At 65.7% G+C, this 22,279-nt stretch carries 18 protein-coding genes; 9 read left to right on the plus strand and 9 right to left on the minus strand.

Annotated features, from left to right (window positions below; translation table 11 throughout):
• From PIR02_05540 to dnaA, 7 genes are all read right to left on the minus strand, one after another.
• On the minus strand, positions 1–405 hold the full coding sequence (locus PIR02_05540; protein WZH38128.1) for a DUF3566 domain-containing protein: 405 nt from the start codon (positions 403–405) through the stop codon (positions 1–3).
• Positions 402–3,041, minus strand: a complete 2,640-nt coding sequence (gyrA, locus tag PIR02_05545) for a DNA gyrase subunit A (protein ID WZH38129.1) — start codon at positions 3,039–3,041, stop codon at positions 402–404. Before gyrA ends, PIR02_05540 begins: the two co-directional genes overlap by 4 nt.
• Before the next feature lie 61 nt (positions 3,042–3,102).
• Complete coding sequence (gyrB, locus tag PIR02_05550; protein ID WZH38130.1) at positions 3,103–5,136, minus strand: DNA topoisomerase (ATP-hydrolyzing) subunit B; 2,034 nt, start codon at positions 5,134–5,136, stop codon at positions 3,103–3,105.
• A 118-nt stretch (positions 5,137–5,254) separates the two neighbouring features.
• A complete protein-coding gene (locus tag PIR02_05555; protein WZH38131.1) occupies positions 5,255–5,746 on the minus strand; it encodes a DciA family protein in 492 nt (163 codons plus the stop codon).
• Positions 5,739–6,890 carry a DNA replication/repair protein RecF gene (recF, locus tag PIR02_05560; protein WZH38132.1) on the minus strand — a complete coding sequence of 384 codons (1,152 nt, stop codon included), beginning with the start codon at positions 6,888–6,890 and terminating at the stop codon, positions 5,739–5,741. The genes PIR02_05555 and recF overlap by 8 nt, the downstream gene beginning before the upstream one ends.
• Positions 6,891–6,935: 45 nt before the next feature.
• Entirely contained in the window at positions 6,936–8,087 is a 1,152-nt protein-coding gene (gene dnaN, locus PIR02_05565; protein ID WZH38133.1) for a DNA polymerase III subunit beta, read from the minus strand.
• A gap of 450 nt (positions 8,088–8,537) precedes the next feature.
• Positions 8,538–9,953: a chromosomal replication initiator protein DnaA gene (gene dnaA / locus PIR02_05570; GenBank protein WZH38134.1), complete on the minus strand. Its 1,416-nt coding sequence runs from the start codon at positions 9,951–9,953 to the stop codon at positions 8,538–8,540.
• Between the two features lie 297 nt (positions 9,954–10,250).
• On the opposite strand from dnaA, the gene rpmH reads away from it, so the two are divergent.
• From rpmH to PIR02_05615, 9 genes are all read left to right on the plus strand, one after another.
• Positions 10,251–10,388, plus strand: coding sequence for a 50S ribosomal protein L34 (gene rpmH, locus PIR02_05575; protein WZH38135.1), 138 nt, complete (start codon positions 10,251–10,253; stop codon positions 10,386–10,388).
• An 8-nt stretch (positions 10,389–10,396) separates the two neighbouring features.
• Positions 10,397–10,735, plus strand: coding sequence for a ribonuclease P protein component (gene rnpA / locus PIR02_05580; GenBank protein ID WZH38136.1), 339 nt, complete (start codon positions 10,397–10,399; stop codon positions 10,733–10,735).
• Complete coding sequence (gene yidD / locus PIR02_05585; GenBank protein ID WZH38137.1) at positions 10,732–11,088, plus strand: membrane protein insertion efficiency factor YidD; 357 nt, start codon at positions 10,732–10,734, stop codon at positions 11,086–11,088. The genes rnpA and yidD overlap by 4 nt, the downstream gene beginning before the upstream one ends.
• A gap of 2 nt (positions 11,089–11,090) precedes the next feature.
• Complete coding sequence (gene yidC / locus PIR02_05590) at positions 11,091–12,167, plus strand: membrane protein insertase YidC (GenBank protein WZH38138.1); 1,077 nt, start codon at positions 11,091–11,093, stop codon at positions 12,165–12,167.
• Between the two features lie 16 nt (positions 12,168–12,183).
• Positions 12,184–12,687, plus strand: coding sequence for a DNA-binding protein (locus PIR02_05595; protein ID WZH38139.1), 504 nt, complete (start codon positions 12,184–12,186; stop codon positions 12,685–12,687).
• A gap of 9 nt (positions 12,688–12,696) precedes the next feature.
• Complete coding sequence (rsmG, locus tag PIR02_05600; protein WZH38140.1) at positions 12,697–13,326, plus strand: 16S rRNA (guanine(527)-N(7))-methyltransferase RsmG; 630 nt, start codon at positions 12,697–12,699, stop codon at positions 13,324–13,326.
• Between the two features lie 5,156 nt (positions 13,327–18,482).
• Positions 18,483–19,400, plus strand: coding sequence for a ParA family protein (locus PIR02_05605; GenBank protein ID WZH38141.1), 918 nt, complete (start codon positions 18,483–18,485; stop codon positions 19,398–19,400).
• The gene (locus tag PIR02_05610) at positions 19,400–20,371 is read left to right on the plus strand and encodes a ParB/RepB/Spo0J family partition protein (protein ID WZH38142.1); all 972 of its coding nucleotides are present in this window, start codon (positions 19,400–19,402) and stop codon (positions 20,369–20,371) included. Before PIR02_05605 ends, PIR02_05610 begins: the two co-directional genes overlap by 1 nt.
• 44 nt (positions 20,372–20,415) lie before the next feature.
• Positions 20,416–20,763, plus strand: a complete 348-nt coding sequence (locus PIR02_05615) for a tryptophan synthase subunit alpha (protein ID WZH38143.1) — start codon at positions 20,416–20,418, stop codon at positions 20,761–20,763.
• Between the two features lie 103 nt (positions 20,764–20,866).
• On the opposite strand, the gene trxA is transcribed toward PIR02_05615, so the two are convergent.
• A complete protein-coding gene (trxA, locus tag PIR02_05620; GenBank protein ID WZH38144.1) occupies positions 20,867–21,190 on the minus strand; it encodes a thioredoxin in 324 nt (107 codons plus the stop codon).
• 62 nt (positions 21,191–21,252) lie between these two features.
• Positions 21,253–22,239 (minus strand): thioredoxin-disulfide reductase, encoded by a 987-nt coding sequence (trxB, locus tag PIR02_05625; protein ID WZH38145.1) that lies wholly within the window; start codon positions 22,237–22,239, stop codon positions 21,253–21,255.
• Positions 22,240–22,279: the final 40 nt, after the last annotated feature.

The raw sequence follows: 22,279 nt of genomic DNA on the forward strand, positions 1-22,279 counted from the left end.
TCAGTTCGAGGTGAACCCGACCAGAAGCCCGCCCGTCACCTTGACCGCGAGGTTGTAGATCCCCGCGACGACGGCACCGAGCACCGTGATGACGACCAGGTTGAGGATCGCCACGATCGCTGCGAACGCCATCACCTGCGGCAGTCCGATGTACTGCGACAGGGTGGTCCCGCCATCGGTGAAGCTCGTGAAGAACTCGTCGAGCTTGGTGATCAAGCCGGTCGCACTCACGACCAGGTAGATCAGGAAGTACGACACCACCGTCACGATGGCCACCGCCACCGCCGCCAGGAACGACAGCTTCACCGCCGACCAGAAGTCGATGTAGACCAGGCGCAGGCGCACCTGCTTGGCAGGGGTCTTATGAGTCGACTTCTTCGCAAGCTTGTCGGCTACCGTGCTCATGCGTCAGTACTTTCCTCGGGGGTCTCGGGAGCGGAGGCGTCAGCCTCGTCCGCAGGGGATGCGGCGGGCTCGGGGTTCGTCTCCGTCGTCTCCACCACGTTGCGTTCGGCGTTTCGCGCGATCGCGATGATGCGGTCGTCGCCTCCGGCGCGGGCGAACACGACACCCATGGTGTCGCGTCCCTTGGCGGGCACCTCGGCCACGGCAGAGCGTACCACCTTGCCGCTGGCAAGAACCACAAGGACCTCGTCGCCCTCGGACACCATCATTCCGCCTGCGAGGACCCCGCGATCATCGGTCAATCGGGCCACCTTGATGCCCAGACCACCGCGGTTCTGCATGCGGTATTCGGTCACCGCCGTGCGCTTCGCGTAGCCGCCCTCGGTAACGACGAACACGAACTCGTCGTCCTTGGCGACGGATGCCGACAGCAGACTGTCACCCTCGCGGAAGTCCATTCCCTTCACGCCCGAGGTCGAACGACCCATGGGGCGAAGAGCGCTGTCGGTCGCCGAGAAGCGCAGTGACATCCCCAGCCGGCTGATGAGGAGGATGTCATCGCCCTCGTCGACGAGCAGCGCGCTGACGAGCTCGTCGGCTCCTCCCTGTTCGGCCTCGTCGCCCTCGTCGGGGGCGTCCGACACCTGACCGCGGAGCTTGATGGCGATGACACCACCCTGGCGGTTCGTGTCGTACTCGGTCAGCCGGGTCTTCTTGACCAGGCCCGCGCGAGTGGCGAGGACGAGGTAGGTGGCGACGTTGTAGTCGCGGATGTCGAGGATCTGCGCGATCTCCTCGTCGGGCTGCAGCGCGAGCAGGTTCGCGACGTGCTGCCCCTTGGCATCCCGTCCGGCTTCCGGCACCTCGTAGGCCTTGGAGCGGTACACCCGTCCCTTGTTCGTGAAGAACAGCAGCCAGTGATGGGTGGTCGTGACGAAGAAGTGCTCCACCACGTCGTCGGCGCGAAGCTGTGCGCCCTTCACGCCCTTGCCGCCACGGTGCTGGGAGCGGTAATTGTCGCTGCGCGTGCGCTTGATGTAGCCGTCACGGGTGACGGTGATGACCATCTCTTCTTCGGCGATGAGGTCTTCGATCGACACGTCGCCGTCGAACCCGTGCAGGATCTCGGTGCGACGGTCGTCACCGAAGCGGTCGACGATCGCCGTGAGCTCGTCGCGGATGATCGTGCGCTGACGGGCGGGGGTGGCGAGGATGTCGTTGTAGTCCGCGATGCGGGCCTCGAGCTCGGTCGCCTCGTCGACGATCTTCTGACGCTCGAGGGCTGCGAGACGGCGCAGCTGCATGTCGAGGATCGCCTGCGCCTGGATGTCGTCGATGTCGAGGAGCTTCTGCAGGCCCTCATTGGCATCCTGGGCCGTCGGCGAACGACGGATGAGCGCGATGACCTCGTCGAGGGCGTCGAGAGCCTTCAGGTAGCCGCGCAGGATGTGCATACGCTCTTCGGCCTTGCGCAGACGGAAGCGGGTGCGCCGGACGATGACGTCGATCTGGTGGTCGATCCACAGGCTGATGAAGCCGTCGAGGGAGAGCGTGCGCGGCACGCCGTCGACGATCGCCAGCATGTTCGCGCCGAAGTTCTCCTGCAGCTGGGTGTGCTTGTACAGGTTGTTGAGTACGACCTTGGCGACGGCGTCACGCTTGAGCACTACGACGAGCCGCTGACCGGTGCGGCCCGAGGTCTCGTCGCGGATGTCGGCGATGCCCGTGATCTTGCCCTCGCGGGCGAGGTCACCGATCTTGACCGCGACGTTGTCAGGATTGACCTGATACGGCAGCTCGGTGATGACCAGGCACGTGCGGCCCTGGATCTCCTCGATGTTGACCACGGCGCGCATCGTGATCGAGCCGCGCCCCGTGCGGTAGGCGTCTTTGATGCCCCGTGTGCCGAGGATCTGCGCAGCGGTCGGGAAGTCGGGGCCGGGGATGCGCTCCATGAGCGCTTCGAGCAGCTCCTCGCGCGTGGCATCCGGGTTCTCCAGAGCCCAGAGGGCACCGGCGGCGACTTCGCGCAGGTTGTGCGGGGGGATGTTGGTGGCCATACCGACGGCGATACCGACGGAACCGTTCACCAGGAGGTTGGGGAAGCGCGCCGGCAGGACGACGGGCTCCTGCGTCTGACCGTCGTAGTTGTCCTCGAAGTCGACCGTGTCTTCTTCGATGTCGCGCACCATCTCGAGCGCGAGCTGCGACATCTTCGTCTCGGTGTACCGCGGGGCGGCCGCGCCCTGGTTGCCGGGGGAGCCGAAGTTGCCCTGGCCGAGAGCGAGCGGGTATCGCAGCGACCACGGCTGCACGAGACGCACGAGGGCGTCGTAGATCGGGGCGTCACCGTGGGGGTGGTAGTGCCCCATGACCTCGCCGACGACACGGGCGCACTTCGAGAACGACTTGTCGGGACGGAAACCTCCGTCGTACATCCCGTAGATCACCCGGCGGTGCACGGGCTTGAGACCGTCTTCGACACGCGGCAGCGCACGACCGACGATGACGCTCATCGCGTAGTCGAGGTAGCTCCGCTGCATCTCGAGCTGAAGATCGACCTGGTCGATCTTGCCGTGGTTGTGCGCGGGTTCCGACCGGACCTCGTCGGGCTCGGGCGTGATGTCGTCAGCCATGTCTTCTCAGTTTCGTCGTGCGTGTCGTTCGTCGTCGTACGGTTCGTCGTGCGGGACGAGATCAGATGTCGAGGAAGCGGACGTCTTTGGCGTTGCGCTGGATGAAGCTGCGGCGCGACTCGACGTCTTCGCCCATGAGGACAGAGAAGATCTCGTCGGCGGCGGCCGCGTCGTCGATCGTGACCTGCCGCAGCGTGCGGGTCTCGGGGTCCATCGTGGTCTCCCACAGCTCGTGGTCGTTCATCTCGCCGAGACCCTTGTAACGCTGGATGCCGTTGTCCTTCGGGATGCGTCGACCCGAGGCCTGACCGTCGACGAGCATCGCGTCGCGCTCACGGTCGCTGTACGCGTACTCGTGCGGGTGGTTCGACCACTTCAGGCGATACAGCGGCGGCTGCGCGAGGTACACGAAGCCGGCCTCGATGAGTCCGCGCATGTAGCGGAAGAGCAGCGTGAGCAGCAGCGTCGTGATGTGCTGGCCGTCGACGTCGGCGTCGGCCATCAGGACGATCTTGTGGTACCTCGCCTTGGCCATGTCGAAGTCTTCGCCGATGCCCGTGCCGAAGGCCTGGATCATCGCCTGGACTTCCTTGTTGCCCAGGGCGCGGTCGAGCCGCGCGCGCTCGACGTTCAGGATCTTGCCGCGCAGCGCGAGGATGGCCTGCGTGTGCGGGTCGCGGCCCTGCACCGCCGATCCGCCGGCGGAGTCACCCTCGACGAGGAAGATCTCGCTGATCGAGGGATCCTTCGAGGTGCAGTCCTTGAGCTTGTCGGGCATGGCCGCCGACTCGAAGACGCTCTTGCGCCGGGCGGTCTCGCGGGCCTTGCGAGCGGCGAGGCGTGCGGTGGCCGCGTCGATCGCCTTGCGGATGATGTTCTTGGCCTGGCCCGGGTTGCGGTCGAACCAGTCGCCGAGCTTGTCGCCGACCACCTTCTGCACGAACGCGCGTGCCTCGGTGTTGCCGAGCTTCGTCTTGGTCTGTCCCTCGAACTGCGGCTCCGACAGCTTCACCGAGATGACCGCGGTGAGGCCCTCGCGGATGTCATCACCCGTGAGATTGTCGTCCTTCTCTTTGAGGAGGTTGTTCGCGCGGGCGTAGCGGTTGACCAGCGTCGTCAGCGCGGCGCGGAAACCCTCTTCGTGGGTGCCGCCCTCGTGCGTGTTGATGGTGTTGGCGTAGGTGAACACGTTCTCGGTGTAGGCCGTGGTCCACTGCATCGCCAGCTCGAGCGCGATGTGGCGCTCGGTGTCCTCGGACTCGACCTCGATGATCTCGTCGTTGACCACGTCGGCCTTGCGCACGCGGTTGAGGTGTTCGACGTAATCGACCAGGCCGCGCTCATAGAGGAAGGAGTCGTGACGGGCCTGCGTGACCTCTTCGCCGGGCTCGCCTTCGGTGACCACCGCATCCGGACGCTCGTCGCGGAGGCTGATGCGCAGACCCTTGTTGAGGAACGCCATCTGCTGGAAGCGCGTACGCAGAGTGTCGTAATCGAAGTCGATGGTGTCGAAGATCGTGGCATCCGGCCAGAACGTGATCGTCGTCCCGGTCTCGTCGCTCTCTTCCCCCTGTGCGAGCGGAGCGAGCGGAGCGCCGCCATCGCGGAACGACTGGCGCCACACGTGGCCCTGGCGCTTGACCTCGACCTCGAGCCGGGTCGACAGCGCGTTCACGACCGACGAACCGACACCGTGCAGACCACCCGAGACCGCGTAGCCGCCACCACCGAACTTTCCACCGGCGTGCAGGACCGTCAGGACGACCTCGACGGTCGACTTGCCCTCGGTGCGGTGCATGTCGACCGGGATGCCACGACCGTTGTCGACGACGCGGACGGCGCCGTCGCTGAGGATCGTGACCTCAATGGTGTCGCAGTAGCCGGCCAGGGCCTCGTCGACGGAGTTGTCGACGATCTCCTGCACGAGGTGGTGAAGACCTCGCTCGCCCGTGGAGCCGATGTACATACCGGGACGCTTGCGGACGGCCTCGAGACCTTCGAGCACCTGGATGGCGTCGGCCCCGTACTCGTTGGGAACCTTGCGGGAGGGTGCTTCGGGTTCCTCGGAAACGCTGTCGGGGTTTTCGGACGTCATGGGTACGCGCGCTCCATATCGGTTCTCGGAACCTCCATCTTATCGCGCGCGACCCCCGGAAATGGCGTGTACGCCCCTACGAGGCGATAAATCGCCCGTGGGCGGGATCGACCATGGCCTAGCCGTAGGTATCGCGCGGGCCACGGCCTGGAACGGCTCTGGGCCCCCATTTCCATGAGGGGACGTCCGGGCCTACGAAGCGGATCGCTTCCACGCCCGCTTCAGGGAAGCGCCGAAGGATCTCCGACAGGATGTGCGCACGCATGAGCTGAAGCTGCTTCGCCCACGCCGTCGAGTCGGCCTGGACCGTGAGGGTCCCGGCATCCAGCGCCACCGGACGGGTGTGCGCGGCGGTGTCGGCGCCGGCGACGTCATGCCAGGTGCGCACGAGATCCTCCCGGGCGAGCTGCGGCTCCCACCCGGCCGACTTCGTGAGGTTCGCGAGCACATCGCCGAGACCTCGCGGATCGCGACCCGGGGTGAACGGAGCGTTCTCCCCGTCGTCGGATCGCCTGCGGCGCTTCTTCTTGCGGAACGGTGAGGGCTCGAGACCCCGCAGGCGCAAATAGGTCGCGACAGTCTCGGGCAGTTCTGCGTCGTCGTCACTCATCATCGGTCTCGACGATCTGTCCCGCCTCGACACGGACGACATGCGCCCGCAGACCGTCGGGAACGTCTTCTTCGACGGCTGATGTGACGATGACCTGCTCGTAGCCGCTGACGAGCTCAGCCAAACGCGCGCGTCTGCCCGCGTCGAGTTCGGCGAACACGTCGTCGAGGATCAACACAGGATCGCCCAGCCGCGACTCCGCGCGCAGAATCTCGGCGGATGCCAACCGAAGCGCGAGCGCCACCGACCACGACTCGCCGTGCGAGGCGTATCCCTTCACGGGAAGGCCGCGCACTCGGAGCACGAGGTCGTCCCGATGGGGCCCGACCAGCGTGAGCCCGCGCTCGAGCTCCGCGGCACGACGGGCAGCCAAGGCCGCGCGGAACTGCTCGGCGAGCGGACCGGTCGACGCCGATGCGGCGTCGTCGCCCTCCTCGGGATCTCCCCCGCCGACCGATAACGCCCACTCGAGGCGCGGCTCGTGGTCCGCTCCCGCGATGGCCGCGTAGGCCCGGGACACCGGCTCGGACAGATCGGATGCCACGGCCAGCCGCGCCTCGATGAGTTCGGTACCGAGGGTCACGAGCTTGTCGTCCCACACGTCGAGGGTGCCGAGAGCGTCGCCGCGCACTCCGCGGGCGCGCGCGGACTTCAGCAGGGCGGTGCGCTGACGAAGGACGCGGTCGTAATCGGCGACGACTGCCGCCATTCGCGGTGTGCGCTGAACGATGAGCTGGTCGGCGAACCGACGGCGAGCAGACGGGTCACCGCGGACGATCTGAAGGTCTTCGGGGGCGAACAACACCACCTGGGCGTAGCGCGGCAACTCCGCGGTGCGGACGTTCACGCCGTTGACCCGGGCGCGATTGGACCCCTGGCGGTTCAGTTGAAGCTCGAGAAGGACCCCGCGGTCCCCGTGACCGAGCCGTGCCCGCACGATCGCGGCATCCGCCCCGTCGCGCACCATGGGGGCATCGCTCGAGACACGGTGCGAACCCAGAGTGGCCAGATAGGCCACTGCCTCGACCAGATTGGTCTTGCCCTGACCGTTGCGCCCGACGAAGACGTTGGCGCCGGTGGAGAGCGAGACGTCGACTTCCGCGTAATTGCGGAAATCCCTCAGTCCCAGCTGCTCCACGATCACCGAGTCAGACTACCGGCCGGCTCCGACATCGACGTGGGGTCGAGATCAGCGCAGAAGCAGGTTCGGCTGGAGGAGGTACTTGAACGTTCCCTCGCCGCCCTTGTCGACCGACGTCTGGGGCGTGACGAGGACGGGGCTGAGCTTGTTCGCGTTGTCACTCGAGGTGAACGTGATACGCGTGAACTCGCTGCGCACCGCGCCGAGGGACTCGAGCAGGTACTGGGGGTTGAGCCCCAGGGTGACCTCATCGCCCACGAGCGTGGCGTCGACGGTCTCTGTCGCGCGGGCCTGCTCCGTGCCCGAGGCATCCATCGAGACACCGTCGGCCCCGAAGGTGAACCGCAACGGCGCCGAGCGGTCGAGCACCAGCGCGACACGGCGAACGGCCTCGGCAAGTTCTGCGGTGTTCACGACGCTGTGGTGTTCGGTCTGCTCGGGGAAGAGCCGGCGAACAGGCGGGAAGTTGCCCTTGATCAAGAGCGAGGTCACGGTCTTGTTCGCCGCGGTGAAGGCGATGATCTCACGGTCGCCCGAGCCGGAGAAGGCGATGGAGATGTCGCCGCCGTGCGCGAAGGTCTTGCCGACCTCCTGCAGGGTGCGGGCGGGTACGAGCGCCGAGGTCGTCTCGTCGGAGGCGGCCTGGCCACCGTCCCACGGGATCTCGCGGAGCGCGACACGATAACGGTCGGTGGCGACCAGGCTCAAGCGTGTTCCCGTGACTTCGAGCTGCACGCCGGTGAGAACCGGGGTCACATCGTCGCGTGACGCCGCGAAGGCGACCTGCGCGATCGCGGTGGCGAACTCGTCGGCCGGGACGAGGCCGGACTCGCCGGTGACCTCGGGGATCGCGGGGTATTCCTGCACAGGCATCGAGGCGAGCGTGAAACGCGCTGAGCCGCAGGTGAGCAGGATGCCACCGTCGTCGTCGACCGCGATCTGGATCGGGGCGTTCGGCAGACGGCTCGCGATGTCGCTGAGGAGCCGACCGTGGACGAGGATCGTACCCGGCTCGTCAACGGTCGCTTCGATGGTCGTGCGGGCGGAAGCTTCGTAGTCGAACGCGGCGAGCGTAAGGCCCTGCTCGCCGGCCTCGATGAGCACACCGGCCAGGATCGGCTGCGGATTGCGCTGAGGCAGGAGCTTGACCACGAACGAGACAGCTTCGCTGAACACATCGCGATTGACGTGGAACTTCACGGGCGCTCCCTTGACGGCGGGTATGGCTTACCCATGCTAGTCCCCGACCGCGGCTGGCCCCGATGCGCGCCGCAGCGCACCACAAGGTCATCGAATCTCTGTTAACTCGAAAGGGATCTTTCATCTTGTTAACAGCTGTGGAGAGTGTGGATAACTCGCGCGATCCCTGTCAACAGCAGCGAACGACACGGCTGCGAGTTGTGGACGACCTGCGGACAGTCCGTGCAGTTAACACGACGAGGTCGTCATGCGGGTGGGGCTTCGTCCACAGGTTAAGGCGCATCGTGCACAGCTCATCCGCAGAGATGGGGAGTTATCCACAGGTTTTCCACACTGTGTAGAACCTCCCGAAACATCCCCGTGGGGCCCGCGAGATTGCCAGCTCACAGCCGAAAACGACGTCGGGTCCGACCGCGGAATGCGGACGGACCCGACGAAGGAGAAAGACGCTCAGCGCATGCGGCCGAGTTGGCTGGTGATCTCCGAGACCTGATTGAAGATCGAGCGTCGCTCCTTCATGAGGTCGCTGATCTTCTTGTAGGCGTACATGACGGTGGTGTGGTCACGGTTGCCGAAGAGCTGACCGATCTTCGGCAACGACAGACTCGTCCGCTCTCGGCAGAGGTACATCGCGATCTGTCGGGCGGTGGCGACCGCTTGCGATCGGCTGGAGCCGTAGAGGTCGTCGACCGACAGCTTGAAGTATTGGGCGGTCGCCGTGATGATGTCGGTCGGCGAGACGACGTTCGCGTCGTCCTGATCGATGATGTCGCGGAGCACCGTCTGCGCGAGCGACATGTCGAGGGTCGAACGATTGAGGCTCGCGAAGGCCGAGACGCGGATGAGTGCACCCTCGAGTTCGCGGATGTTCGACGACACCACCGTGGCGATGTACTCGAGGACATCGTCGGGAATGAGGAGTCGTTCGCTCTGCGCCTTCTTACGGAGAATGGCGATTCGCGTCTCGAGGTCGGGCGCCTGCACGTCGGTGATGAGACCCCACTCGAACCGGCTGCGCATGCGGTCTTCGAAACCGGTGAGCTGCTTGGGAGGGAGGTCGCTCGTGATGACCACCTGTTTGTCGTGGTCGTGCAGCGTATTGAAGGTGTGGAAGAACGCTTCTTGCGTCTCGGCGCGACCCTGCAGGAACTGAATGTCGTCGATGAGAAGGATGTCGACGTCGCGGTACCGTGCCTGGAATGCCGAGCCGCGGTTGTTCGCGATCGAGTTGATGAAGTCGTTCGTGAATTCTTCGCTGGAGACGTATCGGACACGGATCCCGGCGTACATGCTCGCGGCGTAGTCGCCGATCGCATGAAGCAGGTGTGTCTTGCCGAGGCCTGAGTCGCCGTAGATGAAGAGCGGGTTGTAGGCCTTCGCCGGAGCCTCGGCGACGGCGACCGCGGCGGCGTGAGCGAAGCGGTTGGACTGGCCGATGACGAAGTTGTCGAAGGTGTACTTCGGGTTCAAGCGGGTGTCGCTGCGCGATGCCGGAACGATCGGCTCCGGCGCCTGCTCGGGCATCAGCGAGTGACTCGGTGCCGGAGCGGGAGTTCGCTCGTCGTTCGCGGCCGGGCGCGGCGAATCGATCAGATCGGGATTGACCACGACCCGGAAAGCATTCACCTCGGGGTCGGAGCCCTGGACCTGCGCGAGGGCCTCCAGGATGGGAGCCCTCATGCGCTTGTTCATCTGCGCCGCGGTGAGGTCGTTGGGGACGTCGAGGTAGAGCGTCCCGCCCATCACGCCCTGCGGAACGGCCAGATTGAGGAACCCGTGCAGCTGAGGGGTGACGCGCTCATCTGTGAGGAGCTGATCGAGCACGGCGGACCAGACGGGAACATCCGGTACTTCGTGCAATGACATGTCCCCTCCGGGATCTCGGCGCGCGGGCAGACCGACGGAGTCGTGTCGAACCTGTGGATAACTTCCGGGGCCACGCTAGTTCGCGGCTCATCCGGAGCAAAATCCACTGTAGAACGCTGTCGCGTGTCTTTGCCACGCCTGTGGACAACCGCTGGGGATAATGGGCGGTCGGTTTCTCGGTTTGAGTTAACGGCGCGCGCGACGTAGCCTTAGTCGGTTGACTTATGCCTACACGGCAGTCCCGACCACACGTCCCCGGCAGAAGAGCATCGGGCGACACCACCTCCGGAGTGACCCATGAGCAAGCGCACCTTCCAGCCCAACAACCGCCGTCGCGCCAAGAAGCACGGCTTCCGCGCCCGCATGCGCACGCGCGCCGGCCGCGGCATCCTCGCGGCACGCCGTGCCAAGGGCCGTACCGAACTCTCGGCCTGATCGACCCGGTGCTCGCGAAGCCGAACCGACTCACCCGCGGATCGGACTATAAAGCCACAGTCCGTCGGGGATCCCGTTGCGCCGGAACGCATTCCGTGACGTACGTCGGCGGAGCCGGCGAAGAGGGCCCCGCCCGTTTCGGTTTCATCGTGAGTAAGCAGGTCGGTTCCGCGGTCACCCGCAACACCGTCCGTCGCCGCCTCAAGGCGGTGTGCGCGGAGGCGCTCCCGTCTGTTCGCGGGGGCGCCTCCGTCGTCATTCGTGCTCTCCCCTCCGCGGCCACCGCCGACTACGCCTCGCTTCGGTCCGATGTCCTTCGGTGCCTCGAGCGGAAAGCGTCCGCATGAGCTCGTCGACTCTCCCCACGTCCGCGACCGGAACCGCTCACTTCGAGTGGTCGGCGGTCGCGGCATCCGTCCCGCTCCTCCCCCGTAATGCAGGATTGGCCCTGTTGCACGCGTACCGCGCGACGATCTCGCACGTCTATGGCGACGTCTGCAAGTACTACCCCTCATGTTCGGCCTACTCGGTGGGCGCCGTGCAGCAGCACGGACTCGTCAAGGGCGTCGCATTGACCGCGGCCCGTCTCGCACGCTGTCATCCCTGGGCACAGGGAGGCATTGACGACGTTCGTCCGCACCGCGCCTTTCGCCACGAACTCACTCCGCACGGTTTCGTCGTGCCCTCCCGGAAGGACTGATCGTGCAATTCGATCTCATTGGGACCATCCTCTGGCCGCTGAAATGGGCGGTCGAGCTCGTGCTCGTGGGCTGGCACGCACTGTTCACGGCTCTCGGCATGGCGCCGGCCGCCGGCATCACCTGGGTGCTGTCCATCGTCGGTCTGGTGCTCATCGTCCGCGCGGCCCTGATCCCTCTGTTCGTGAAGCAGATCAAGAGCCAGCGCAAGATGATGGAGATCGCTCCGGAACTGCGGAAGGTCCAGGAGAAGTACAAGGGCAAGCGCGACCAGCTGTCGCGCGAGGCGATGAGTCGCGAGACCATGGCCCTGTACAAGAAGCACGGCACGACGCCGGTGTCGAGCTGCCTGCCGCTGCTTGTCCAGATGCCCATCTTCTTCGCGCTGTTCAGCGTGCTGAACGACGTGTCCAAGCATGCAGCCGTCGGTCAGGGTGGTGTCGGTCTCCTGACCCCCGAGCTCACGACCGAGTTCTACGACGCGCGGCTCTTCGACGTGGCATCCATGCACGTCAACCTCGTGACGGCATGGGGCCAGTCCGACGGTCAGGTGACCGTGGCGATCCTGCTGACGCTCGTCGTGCTCATGATCGCGTCGCAGTTCTTCACCCAGCTGCAGATCATCTCGAAGAACCTCTCCCCCGAGGCCAAGACCGGTCAGGCCTACCAGATGCAGAAGGTGATGCTCTACATCCTTCCGCTGGCCTTCATCTTCTCCGGTGTGTTCTTCCCGCTGGGTGTCGTCATCTACTGGTTCGTCAGCAACCTGTGGACCATGGTTCAGCAGTTCGTCGTGATCCGTGAGATGCCCACCCCGGGCTCGGATGCCGCGAAGGCTCGCGAAGAGCGTTTGGCCCGCAAGGGAAAGGCGATCGACTCCAGCGGCAAGGTCGTACCCATCGAGAAGTACCGCGCGGAGCAGCAGCGCCTCCTCGAAGAGACCGAGCGGGCCCGCGCGGCACAGCCCAAGCGTCAGCAGCCGGTGGGCAAGCAGCGCGCGAAGAAGCAGCAGTCCACGAAGGGCGGAACCTCTGCAGCCCGTCCTGCACCCGGCACCGCCGGTTCCGAATCCTCCTCCTGACGACCCGGAGACCATCATGACGACGTCCGAGCAGATCTCGACCGACCAGAACGCCGCCACCGAAGAGCAGCTCGAGCAGGAAGGTGACATCGCCGCCGACTTCCTCGAGGGGCTGCTGGATATCGCCGACATCGAGGGTGATTTGGCTCTCGACGTGCGGGCAGGACGCGCGTACGTCTCGGTCGAGGCCGACGACGCCGACGCTCTGTCCACGCTGTCGCATTCCGACACCGTGCAGGCCCTTCAGGAGCTGACACGCTTGGCCGTGCAGAACGCGACCGGGCGGTTCTCACGTCTCATTCTCGACGTCGGCGGTTCGCGTGATGCTCGGCAGCGCCAGCTGGAGACGCTCGTCGACCGCGCCATCGAGCGTCTCGACGAGGGTGCATCTCAGGCATCGCTGCCCGCGATGTCGAGCTATGAGCGCAAGCTGGTGCACGACATCGCGGCAGATCGTGGCTACGTGTCGGAATCGTTCGGTGAGGGCGCGGATCGACACACCGTTCTGCGTCGAAGCTGAGGTCGCCGGATGCCGACCGGGCTCGAGCGCGAGCCGGCTGTCGCGGCGGAGATCTTCGGTGATCGCCTCGAGTTGGCGCGGCGGTTCGCGCACTCCCTCGCCGAGCATGGTGAAGAGCGCGGGCTGATCGGGCCTCTCGAAGTTCCGCGTCTCTGGACGCGGCATGTTCTGAACAGCGCGGTTGCGGCCCCCTTCTTCGAAGGGCGAGCAGCTGACATCGGATCCGGGGCCGGTCTCCCCGGACTCGTCCTTGCCATCGCTCGACCTGACGTGGAGTGGACGCTCATCGAACCGATGGAGCGCCGCACCGCGTGGCTCACTGAACAAGCGGACGCACTCGGCCTGACGAACGTCACCGTGGCGAGAATGCGCGGCGAGGAATGGGCGGAGGGACGTTCGTTCGATGTGGTGACGGCGCGTGCTGTCAGCGCTCTCCGGACATTGTTGCCCTTCACTGCGCCTTTGGTGAAGCCGGGTGGAAGGCTCGTCCTTCTGAAGGGCGCGAACGTCGGCGCGGAGATCGACGCCGCCGCGAAGCAGGTGCGACGTTACGGTCTGACGGATGTTCGCGTGGAGATCGTCGGCGAGGGACAGCTCGACGAACCGACGCGCGTCTTCGTCGCCACCGTGTCACGGTGACATGTAAACATGTTCTCCGGAATGAATATTCGCGGGTGAAACGGTTGTAGACCGACGTGGCGATGGTGCTGATGTCGTCGCGTGGCCGCCCGTGTGGGTGAGCTCGCTGGGGTGATCTCCCCCACCGAGAGCCTTCGACGATCGGTGACGCGATCGTGCTCCGTGGGTCGGCGAGATTCGGCGGCGATCGCGGGATCCGGCGTCGAGCTGTGCGGCGCGTCCGTGGCCTGGCTCGCCCCTGGCGTCGCGTCTCGCGGACGTCCTCAGGGAACGGACAGTGCTGCGTGCTGGATGTGAGGAGTACCCGGTTGTGCGCCAGTGTTTCACTCGCTGGGCGCACCCGGCGTTTCACGTGAAACACAAGGCGGTTCGGCTCCGTTCGCATCCGGTGTGGCACGCACGGCTTGTGGGCCCCTGTGACTCTCTCGTCACTCCGCCTACCGGGCACGGCTCGATGGTGCGCGTGCCGAGGGGTGTCGCGACGCGTACAGCGACGACCACGACGATGATCATTGCTCCAATGCTGACTGTCTTGACGATGTGCTGCTGACCGTCGACGAGGAACATGAGCGCATGCCAGGCTACGGCGCTCTAAACGACATGTCCGCCGCAGGTGCGCAGCGTGGGGAACGCCCGGTGAGAGGTCCTCGCGTGTGGCTTGTTGTTCGTCAGACCACGACGGGCGAGAAGCAGCAAGGGGTACGGTGTGGACGTTCTGCACGTATGTTCTCATCTGAAGTCACGTGGCCATGAGGTCAGATGTCGCGGCGCTACGCACCTGGGGAACGTCGGGCCCCGATGTACGAAGTCGGAGGGTCGGGGTAGGAAGGGGGCGCGATCTGATGGCGATATGCGATCGGCCCACAGCGAAGAACACCCTCGCAGAGAAGCGTGACCCTCCGTGCGATCGCGCCCGGCACCGGAAGTGAGCGGCCGGTCGGTGAAGGGTCTCGCCTCGTCTGGACGAGGTGAGGGGGTCCCCTCGCCCATGCTCCGCACACTGAAGAGGGGCGACGACATAGTTGTCGTCGACCGTCTCGCGCGGAGTGTTCTGGCGACGATGACTCTCGCCGCTGTCGCGCACGGTTGGACGTGATGTGGGAGCGGCCCAGAGCGACGGGCCTCCGACCCACCGGCCCGCGACTGAAGTGCGCGCGAAAGAATGTGGCAACTCACGGAGGCACTAGCTGCGTGCAGGGTGGCGCACCTTTCTCCGCGTATGAACAGCCCCCTCACCCCGTCGGGACGGGGGGACGAAGAGTGAGTGTCAGTGGAGGGCCGGTCGGTGCCAGCAGTCATCACCGTCGTGACGATGACCGTCGGTCCGACTGATCGCCGCTGCCGTCGGGCGGTCTCTGGGAGTTCGGTGCATCCCATTGATCCGGTCCGCGCCGGGCGCGCCTGCTCGACGCGGCCTGCACCTGGGGAGCGGGGAGCGTGTCGCCTCCCGCGCACGGACATCGACGGCCGATGGAGGCCGGGAAGCCGATGGGCTCATTGTCAGGATCGGTGACGAGAAGTCTCGCACTCCGAGTTCGGGTCGCGCGTCGATGCGGTGCGAGTTCGCTTCTGGATCCATGAAGCTGTCGAGCATCGTCGCTTGCGTGGACGCTGATCGCGATGGGAGTCCTCGTCCGTGCGGTGATTCCAGGGGTGCAGCGATCCAGTCGCGGCCGACGTCGTACCGCTCGCGTACGATCTGAGCCGCTCTCGCAAGAATGACGCGAAGCCACCCTCGGGGCGTTGTCGTCAAGTTGATACCTGCACGGCCGACACCAACAACTCGATGCTTCCGGAGACGTCGTCGACGAGCGAAACAGTGGGGCAGGGCGCTCACGCGTCGGGTCGCCCGATTGGTCTTTGGTGGCAGATGCCCGGGATGCCGCGGTCCTCGCCGTCATGTGGGGCTGGCGCGTTTCACGTGAAACATGGCTGTCGATGTTGCCCTATCTCGAGGCGCATCGGTCGCTGCGACGATGAACCGACGGTCTCCACTCTCGTGGCCCACATGTACAGGCTGAAGCCCACGGCCGCGGTGTCCACGCGCAGGGCGCCGTGCGGTGGGACTCTGCGTGCACACACCGTGTTCATCGTCATGGCGGGGTGTACTCCCCTCCCCCACATGCTGCCGGCACATGTCACTAAGCCGACGTGTTACACGCGCGCCGGGCGCGACGAATCGCTCCTCGGCGGATGGGTCCACCCTTCACGTTGCACGCCCGTTCAGCACGCACCGATTGTGGTCCTCGACGGGTCCACGCGGGCTCGGGTTCGCGATTCGGTGGCGCCTTAGGTTCACTCCCCCTGGCTCCCAGCCCCACGTTGAGCACGCGGGGTGGCCGTAGGGGGATGGCGAGGTCTCATCGAGCAGCGCTCCGTCCATCCTTGTGCGGCAGCGGCTAGTACCTCACCTCGATCACCGTTCCCTTGCGCGCAGACGAAACTGCGGTCGCTGGACTGGAGAATCTGGTGATCTTTCTGGCGCACTGCCCAGCCGGTGTGCGCGGACAGATGCCCGTGTGGCCCCGACAGCCTCAGCGGAGGTGCGTTCGTGGATGGATCTCATCGGACTGTGAGCTGCGTCTACGATCGTGGCGGCCCGCTCGCCCTTGCTGCGCTCCCCGGAGACATCGGTCGATGTTTCACGTGAAACAGTTTGCTCGACGCGCGCATGAACGGATGACGCTCAGAACGGGCGAGTGAATGGGCTCGGGGGGAACTTCTCGTCACCGGCCGCACGGGCAGTGCCATCATGTCGTGACGGCAGCCGGGCACCTGCCGGAGAGATGGGGTCGTCAGTCGATTGCCTCTGACTCTGGCGGCGGACGAGGTGTTCTCGCGTGACGCGACCCGGTGGGCAGATTGGCGACCTTCACCCCTCGATGCGATGCAGCGGAAGGGGGACGCGGAGGCGTATTGCAACCTCGCGGTCATGAGCGCAACGAGCGATCGACGCGGAGGTTCCCGACATTGTCCAAGAGGTGCCTGGGGTGCGCCTAGCGCACCACGGTTGGCCCGTGGGTCACACATGTGCGTTCGCCCCGGGTAAGGGATGTTTCACGTGAAACGTCCCCGGCGGGCACAGGAACACGATGATGTGAGCCCGAACGTGCCCCTCGCTAACGACCCATTGCGCCACGCGTACGGCATGTGGGCATCGACGCCCGCCTCGGCAGGCGATGTTTGATCCTCGTTCCGCCGCCACGAGATGACCGCGCAGGCGTTGACCTAGGACACTGAGAGCGGGCGCACAGCCTGCGCGGTCGCGCTCTGTCACAACGCAGAGGTGGGACCGGACGCAGAGTCGGGGCGAGACGGGCCGAGAGCACAGGACGAAGTGGGCGTGGGGGTGGGAGCGAATGGTGGGGAGTGCTGCAGTGGCGCGGACAGGCTCGGGCGAGGACGTGTCGGGCGATGGAGTCGGGGTCCAGTGGATCCGGCAGCGCGGTAGAGGCGGGTGTTGCGCTGTCGTGCGACGACCTGCCGGGTGCATGTGCCTAGTAGTGCCGCGTGCTGACGACGCTGCGTGCTCGGAGCCGCCGCGCGCTCGGTGATGGTCCGCGCTTGGTGATGTGTGTGGCTCGGTGTGACCTCGTGTGCGTGATCACCCTGTGTGCCCGTGACCCGGCGAGAGTGGTGACGCCGTGTGCTTTGCGACCGCGTGGTCAATGACCCCGTGTGCCCTGTGACCGTGTGCCCTGTGACCCGTGAGCTCTGGGACCCCGTGAGCGTTGTGGCGCCGTGTGCGTTGTGGCGCAGCGTGCTGGGTAACCCCTCGCGCTCGGTGACTCCGCGCGGCACGTGACCGCATGCTTGGTGACGCCGGGCTTAATGACTCCGGGCTTGGCGACTCCGGGCTTGTTGACCCCCCGTCGAGTGACCCCCGAGAGTGATGACCCGGCGAGTGATGACCCGGCGAGTGACCCCCCGCGAGCGACGACCCGCTATCGCCGACCCGCAATCGCCGACCCGCGAGTGACGACCCGCGTGGTTGGTCGTGACCCGTGCGCTTCGTGAATGCGTGTGCTTCGTGACTGCGTGTGCTTCGAGACCCCGCGCACTCGGCGACCCGCGTGCTTCGTGCCACCGTGTGCGTCCGCTCACCGCTCGACCCTGACCCCGCGAGAGCCGGACCTGCCTCCTGCGCCGCCGCTGGCAAGGATGAGGACTGTGGATCCGACGGGGTCTCACAGCGAATCGGCACTCTGGTCACGTTTAGTGCCCGCGCAACAATTCACGCTGCAACCACGGCCGGATGCAACGTCGTCCGCATGGTCAGCTCGGCTTACCTCCGCCCAGACAGCTGACGAAAGATGCGTGCGACCATCCATCATCGTGGCTATTCGACAGGTGTGGAGGGTGGCGTGGAGATCGCCGAGAGAACGAGGCAGCGAGCGGCATGGTGTGGGGAGGTGGCATTCGGAAGCGCTCAGGGGAAGACGAAGGCCGAAGCACGGAACGACCGGCCGGCGGACACCCCGAGCCGCGACACGCATCACGTGAACAGTCTCCCCCGCGCTCCTCTCTCGCAAGAGCGGGGCACCGCGGCTGCGACAGACGCCTCGGTGCGTCGCCACCACCGAAAAGTCGTAGGCGCGCGGTCAGGACGCCGATGGACGCAGCCGGCCGGTGTGCGGTGCAGGCGAAGGGCGTGGGCGCGTTCCACGTTTCACGTGAAACACATCCCACCTGGGAGAAGTGACCATCGTGGCGGCTCTTTAAGTTAACCGTGGAGCGATGCGACGCCTGCGTCGACAATGCCGATTCGGGACCCAAGCGGGCAGGAGTGAGGCAGGGTGACCGACAGTGCGACTCATGCTCGTTCGGGGTCGTCGACACTCCCGATGTGGACGTCGGGCCCTGACGGAGGCGTTGCGCAATAACTTCCCGTCCATCCAACGCCTACCGTGCTCGTGCTCCACTGAGGGCACGGGACTGACTCTCGACCTGAGGGCACGGTGCAGAACGCGGGTGGGCGTCGCTCCCCCATCGCAACGCCAGCTGGGCCTGTGTGTGAGTGCGCGGAGGCGGAACGATGCTGCTGACGAGCGAACGCAACCCGAGACAGCGGGTCGCAACACTCCCGAGAGAGGTTGTGGCGAGCATGCCGCGGGTAGACTGGGCGAGTTCGGCGACGGCAAGGGAGAACGTTTCACGTGAAACAGTCCGGCGAGACGTCATCGTCATCCTCGTTCGACGACTCCCCTATCGCTCGCGAGATCGCCGACCTTTCGGCTCGACGCCGCGCATTGGAGAGTGCAAGCGTCGAACTGTCGGGACGCACTCGTGTCTTCACGGTGTCGAACCAGAAGGGTGGCGTCGGGAAGACCACGACCGCAGTGAATGTCGCCGCCGCTCTCGTTTCGGTGGGGGCGCGAGTCCTCGTCGTCGACCTTGATCCGCAAGGCAACGCGTCCACCGCTCTGGGTGTCGCCCATAACGCGGAAACCGCGAGCATCTATGACGTGCTCATCAACGAGGTGCCTCTCGCTGATATCGTCCAGACCAGCCCGGAGTCTCCGAACCTGCTTTGCGCTCCGAGCACCATCCACCTTGCGGGCGCGGAGATCGAACTCGTGTCGCAGGTCGCTCGCGAGCACCGTCTGCGCGGGGCTCTGCGTGAGTACCTGGCGATCGACGGTAACCATCTCGATTTCGTCATCATCGACTGTCCCCCGTCGCTGGGTCTTCTGACGATCAACGCCTTCACCGCGGCGGATGAGGTTCTCATTCCGATCCAGTGCGAGTACTACGCGCTCGAGGGGCTCAGCCAGCTCCTCGGCAGTGTGCAGATGATCCAGAAGCACCTGAATCCGGCTCTGCATGTTTCGACGATCCTGCTCACGATGTACGACGGCCGCACGCGCTTGGCGCAACAGGTCGCTGATGAGGTTCGATCGCACTTTACGGATGAAGTCCTCGACACGGTCATCCCCCGATCGGTGCGCGTCTCGGAGGCACCGAGCTTCGGACAGACCGTGATCGCGTACGATGGCCAGTCAGCGGGCGCCATCGCCTACCGCGAAGCGGCGGTCGAGATCGTCAACCGCGACACCACGACGAAGGGTTCCTGATGGCTAAGAGGACCGGACTCGGGCGCGGCATCGGCGCCCTCATTCCCACGGCGGAGCCTTCGGAGGCACGACCGGTCGATGTGTTCTTCCCGGGTGCGTCGACGAAGACGGACGCCACGGCGGAAGCGGGCACGGATGCCACCGCTCCGGTGGATGATCTCGTCTCGGTGCCGGGTGCTCGACTCGTCCACATCGACCCCGCCTCCATCGTTCCGAATCCCCGTCAGCCGCGCACGCATTTCGACTCCGAAGACCTCGCCGAGCTCGTGCACTCCGTGCGGGAATTCGGTGTCCTCCAGCCGGTCGTCGTCCGTGACAAAGGCGATGGCACGTACGAGCTCATCATGGGAGAGCGCCGCACACGCGCCTCGCGCGAGGCGGGACTCGACTCCATTCCGGCGGTCGTCCGCGAAACCGAGGATGAGTACCTGCTCCGAGATGCCCTCCTGGAGAACCTCCACCGTTCGCAGCTGAACCCCCTCGAAGAGGCGTCCGCCTACCAGCAGTTGTTGGAGGACTTCGGCATCACGCAGGAGGAGCTCGCAACCCGGATCGGGCGTTCACGGCCGCAGATCAGCAACACCATCCGTCTGCTCAAGCTTCCGGTCCCCGTGCAGCAGCGGGTCGCTGCCGGCGTGTTGAGCGCGGGGCACGCGCGCGCGATCCTCTCGCTCGATGACCCGAAAGAGATGCAGAAGCTCGCCGACAAGATCGTGAACGAGGATCTGTCCGTTCGCGCGGCGGAGGCAGCGGCCAAGATGCCGGGGGTCTCCCCCGTGCGTCAGAAGCCGAAGGCCGGTTCACGACGATCGGGTCTCGACGACGTCGCCGAGCGCCTCGGTGATCGGCTGGACACCAAGGTCCGCGTCTCGCTGACGGCAAAGAAAGGCCAGATCAGCATCGATTTTGCAAGCATTCAGGATCTCAATCGCATCCTGTCCGCTCTCGGCGAAGAGAGCTACACAGGCTGACCGTGAGGGGCCCGATGCCCACCTGTGCCGCGTACCCTGGATAGGTGACCGCGAACGATCAGAGCCCGCATCGGCGGGCCAGTCTGGAATTGCTGCGGGCCGAGGCATCCGACGAACTGGCTGTTCTCATCCACGAACGCCTGCGCGGCGGCGAAGATCCGTGGGACTTCATGGAAGACCTGCCCAGCGTCGACGAGCTCGTCGTGCTGACCCTTCGCGCCGACAACATCGCCGAGAACGGCGGGCAGCGCCCGAACCGTGCGCGCAACTATCGCGTGCTTCGACAGATCGCCCTCGATTATCCCCCACTCACACGAGCTGTGTGGCGCATCCTGGGAGAAGAAGAGCCTCACCGGCGCTGGGATGCCAGCGTCCGACTCGACGCGTCCTGAGCCCGCTCACGGCGCTGCGGCTGGCATCCCGCTCCGCACCTGCCGCGACGTACGACGAAACCCCGGCGCTGAGGCGCCGGGGTTTCGTCGTGATGAGGGGATCTCAGCCGATGAACGGCGCGAGGTCCTTCTCGAGGGCGTACTTCGGCTTGGCTCCGATGATGGTCGTCTTGACCTCACCACCCTGGAACACCTTCATCGCGGGGATCGAGGTGATCTGGTACTTCATCGCGAGGTCGGGGTTCTCGTCGACGTTGAGCTTGAGGACGGTGATCTTGTCCGAGTTCTCGGACTGGATCTCGTCGAGCACGGGGGCGACCATGCGACACGGTCCACACCACTCGGCCCAGAAGTCCACGAGAACGGGTCCGTCAGCCTGCAGGACGTCCTGCTCGAAGGTCGCGGAGGTCGTCGCCTTGGCGGTCATTTGGTTTTCTCCTTAATGAGAGCGTCAGTGAGTGATAACGCCGTCAGGCGTGTGTTTGTTCCTCAGACCACGGCCGCGTCGGGCAGTCCTTCGATGAGGCTGTCGGCGACGGCGGGTTCGCCGGCCTCACCACGCGCGGCGAGGAAGTGCTCGACGTCGAGGGCGGCGACCGTGCCGCTGCCCGCAGCGGTGATGGCCTGGCGGTAGGTCGGGTCGATCACGTCGCCGGCGGCGAAGACACCGTCGACCGATGTCCGCGAGGAACGACCGTCGACCCAGATGGTGCCCTGGTCGGTCAGCTGCAGCTTGTCGTGCACGAGGTGGGTACGGGGGTCGTTGCCGATCGCGACGAACAGACCGTCGAGCGGGAGCTCACGCGTGGTGTCATCCACGGTCGAACGCAGGCGTACGCCGCTGACGGCTTCGTCACCGAGGATGTCGTCGACCGCGCTGTTCCAGATGAACTCGATCTTCGGGTTCGCGAAAGCGCGCTCCTGCATGATCTTCGAGGCGCGAAGCGTGTCCTTGCGGTGGATGATGTAGACCTTCGACGCGAACTTGGTGAGGAAGTTCGCCTCCTCCATCGCGGAGTCGCCACCGCCGACGACGGCGATGGTGCGGTCGCGGAAGAAGAATCCGTCGCAGGTCGCGCACCACGAGACCCCGCGGCCCGACAGGCGATCCTCGCCTTCGAGCCCGAGCTTGCGGTACGCCGAGCCGGTCGCGTAGATGACCGAAACGGCCTCCTCGACCTTTCCGCTCCCGAGAGTGATCTTCTTCACGGGTCCGTCGAGCTCGAGCGATACGACGTCGTCGTAGAGCACCTCGGCACCGAACCGTTCGGCCTGGGCCTGCATTTTGGCCATGAGATCGGGGCCCTGGATGCCCTCCGGGAACCCGGGGAAGTTCTCGACCTCGGTCGTGTTCATGAGGTCGCCGCCTGCTTCGACGGAGCTCGCGACGACGAGGGGCTCGAGGTTGGCTCGGGCGGCGTAGATGGCGGCGGTGTAGCCGGCAGGGCCCGACCCGATGATGATGACGTGACGCACGATTGCGCCTTCCTCTCGTTGATTCCGTCGGATGAAACCC

Origin of the sequence: Microbacterium enclense (assembly GCA_038182865.1) — a bacterium.
Taxonomy (GTDB): Bacteria; Actinomycetota; Actinomycetes; order Actinomycetales; family Microbacteriaceae; genus Microbacterium; species Microbacterium enclense_B.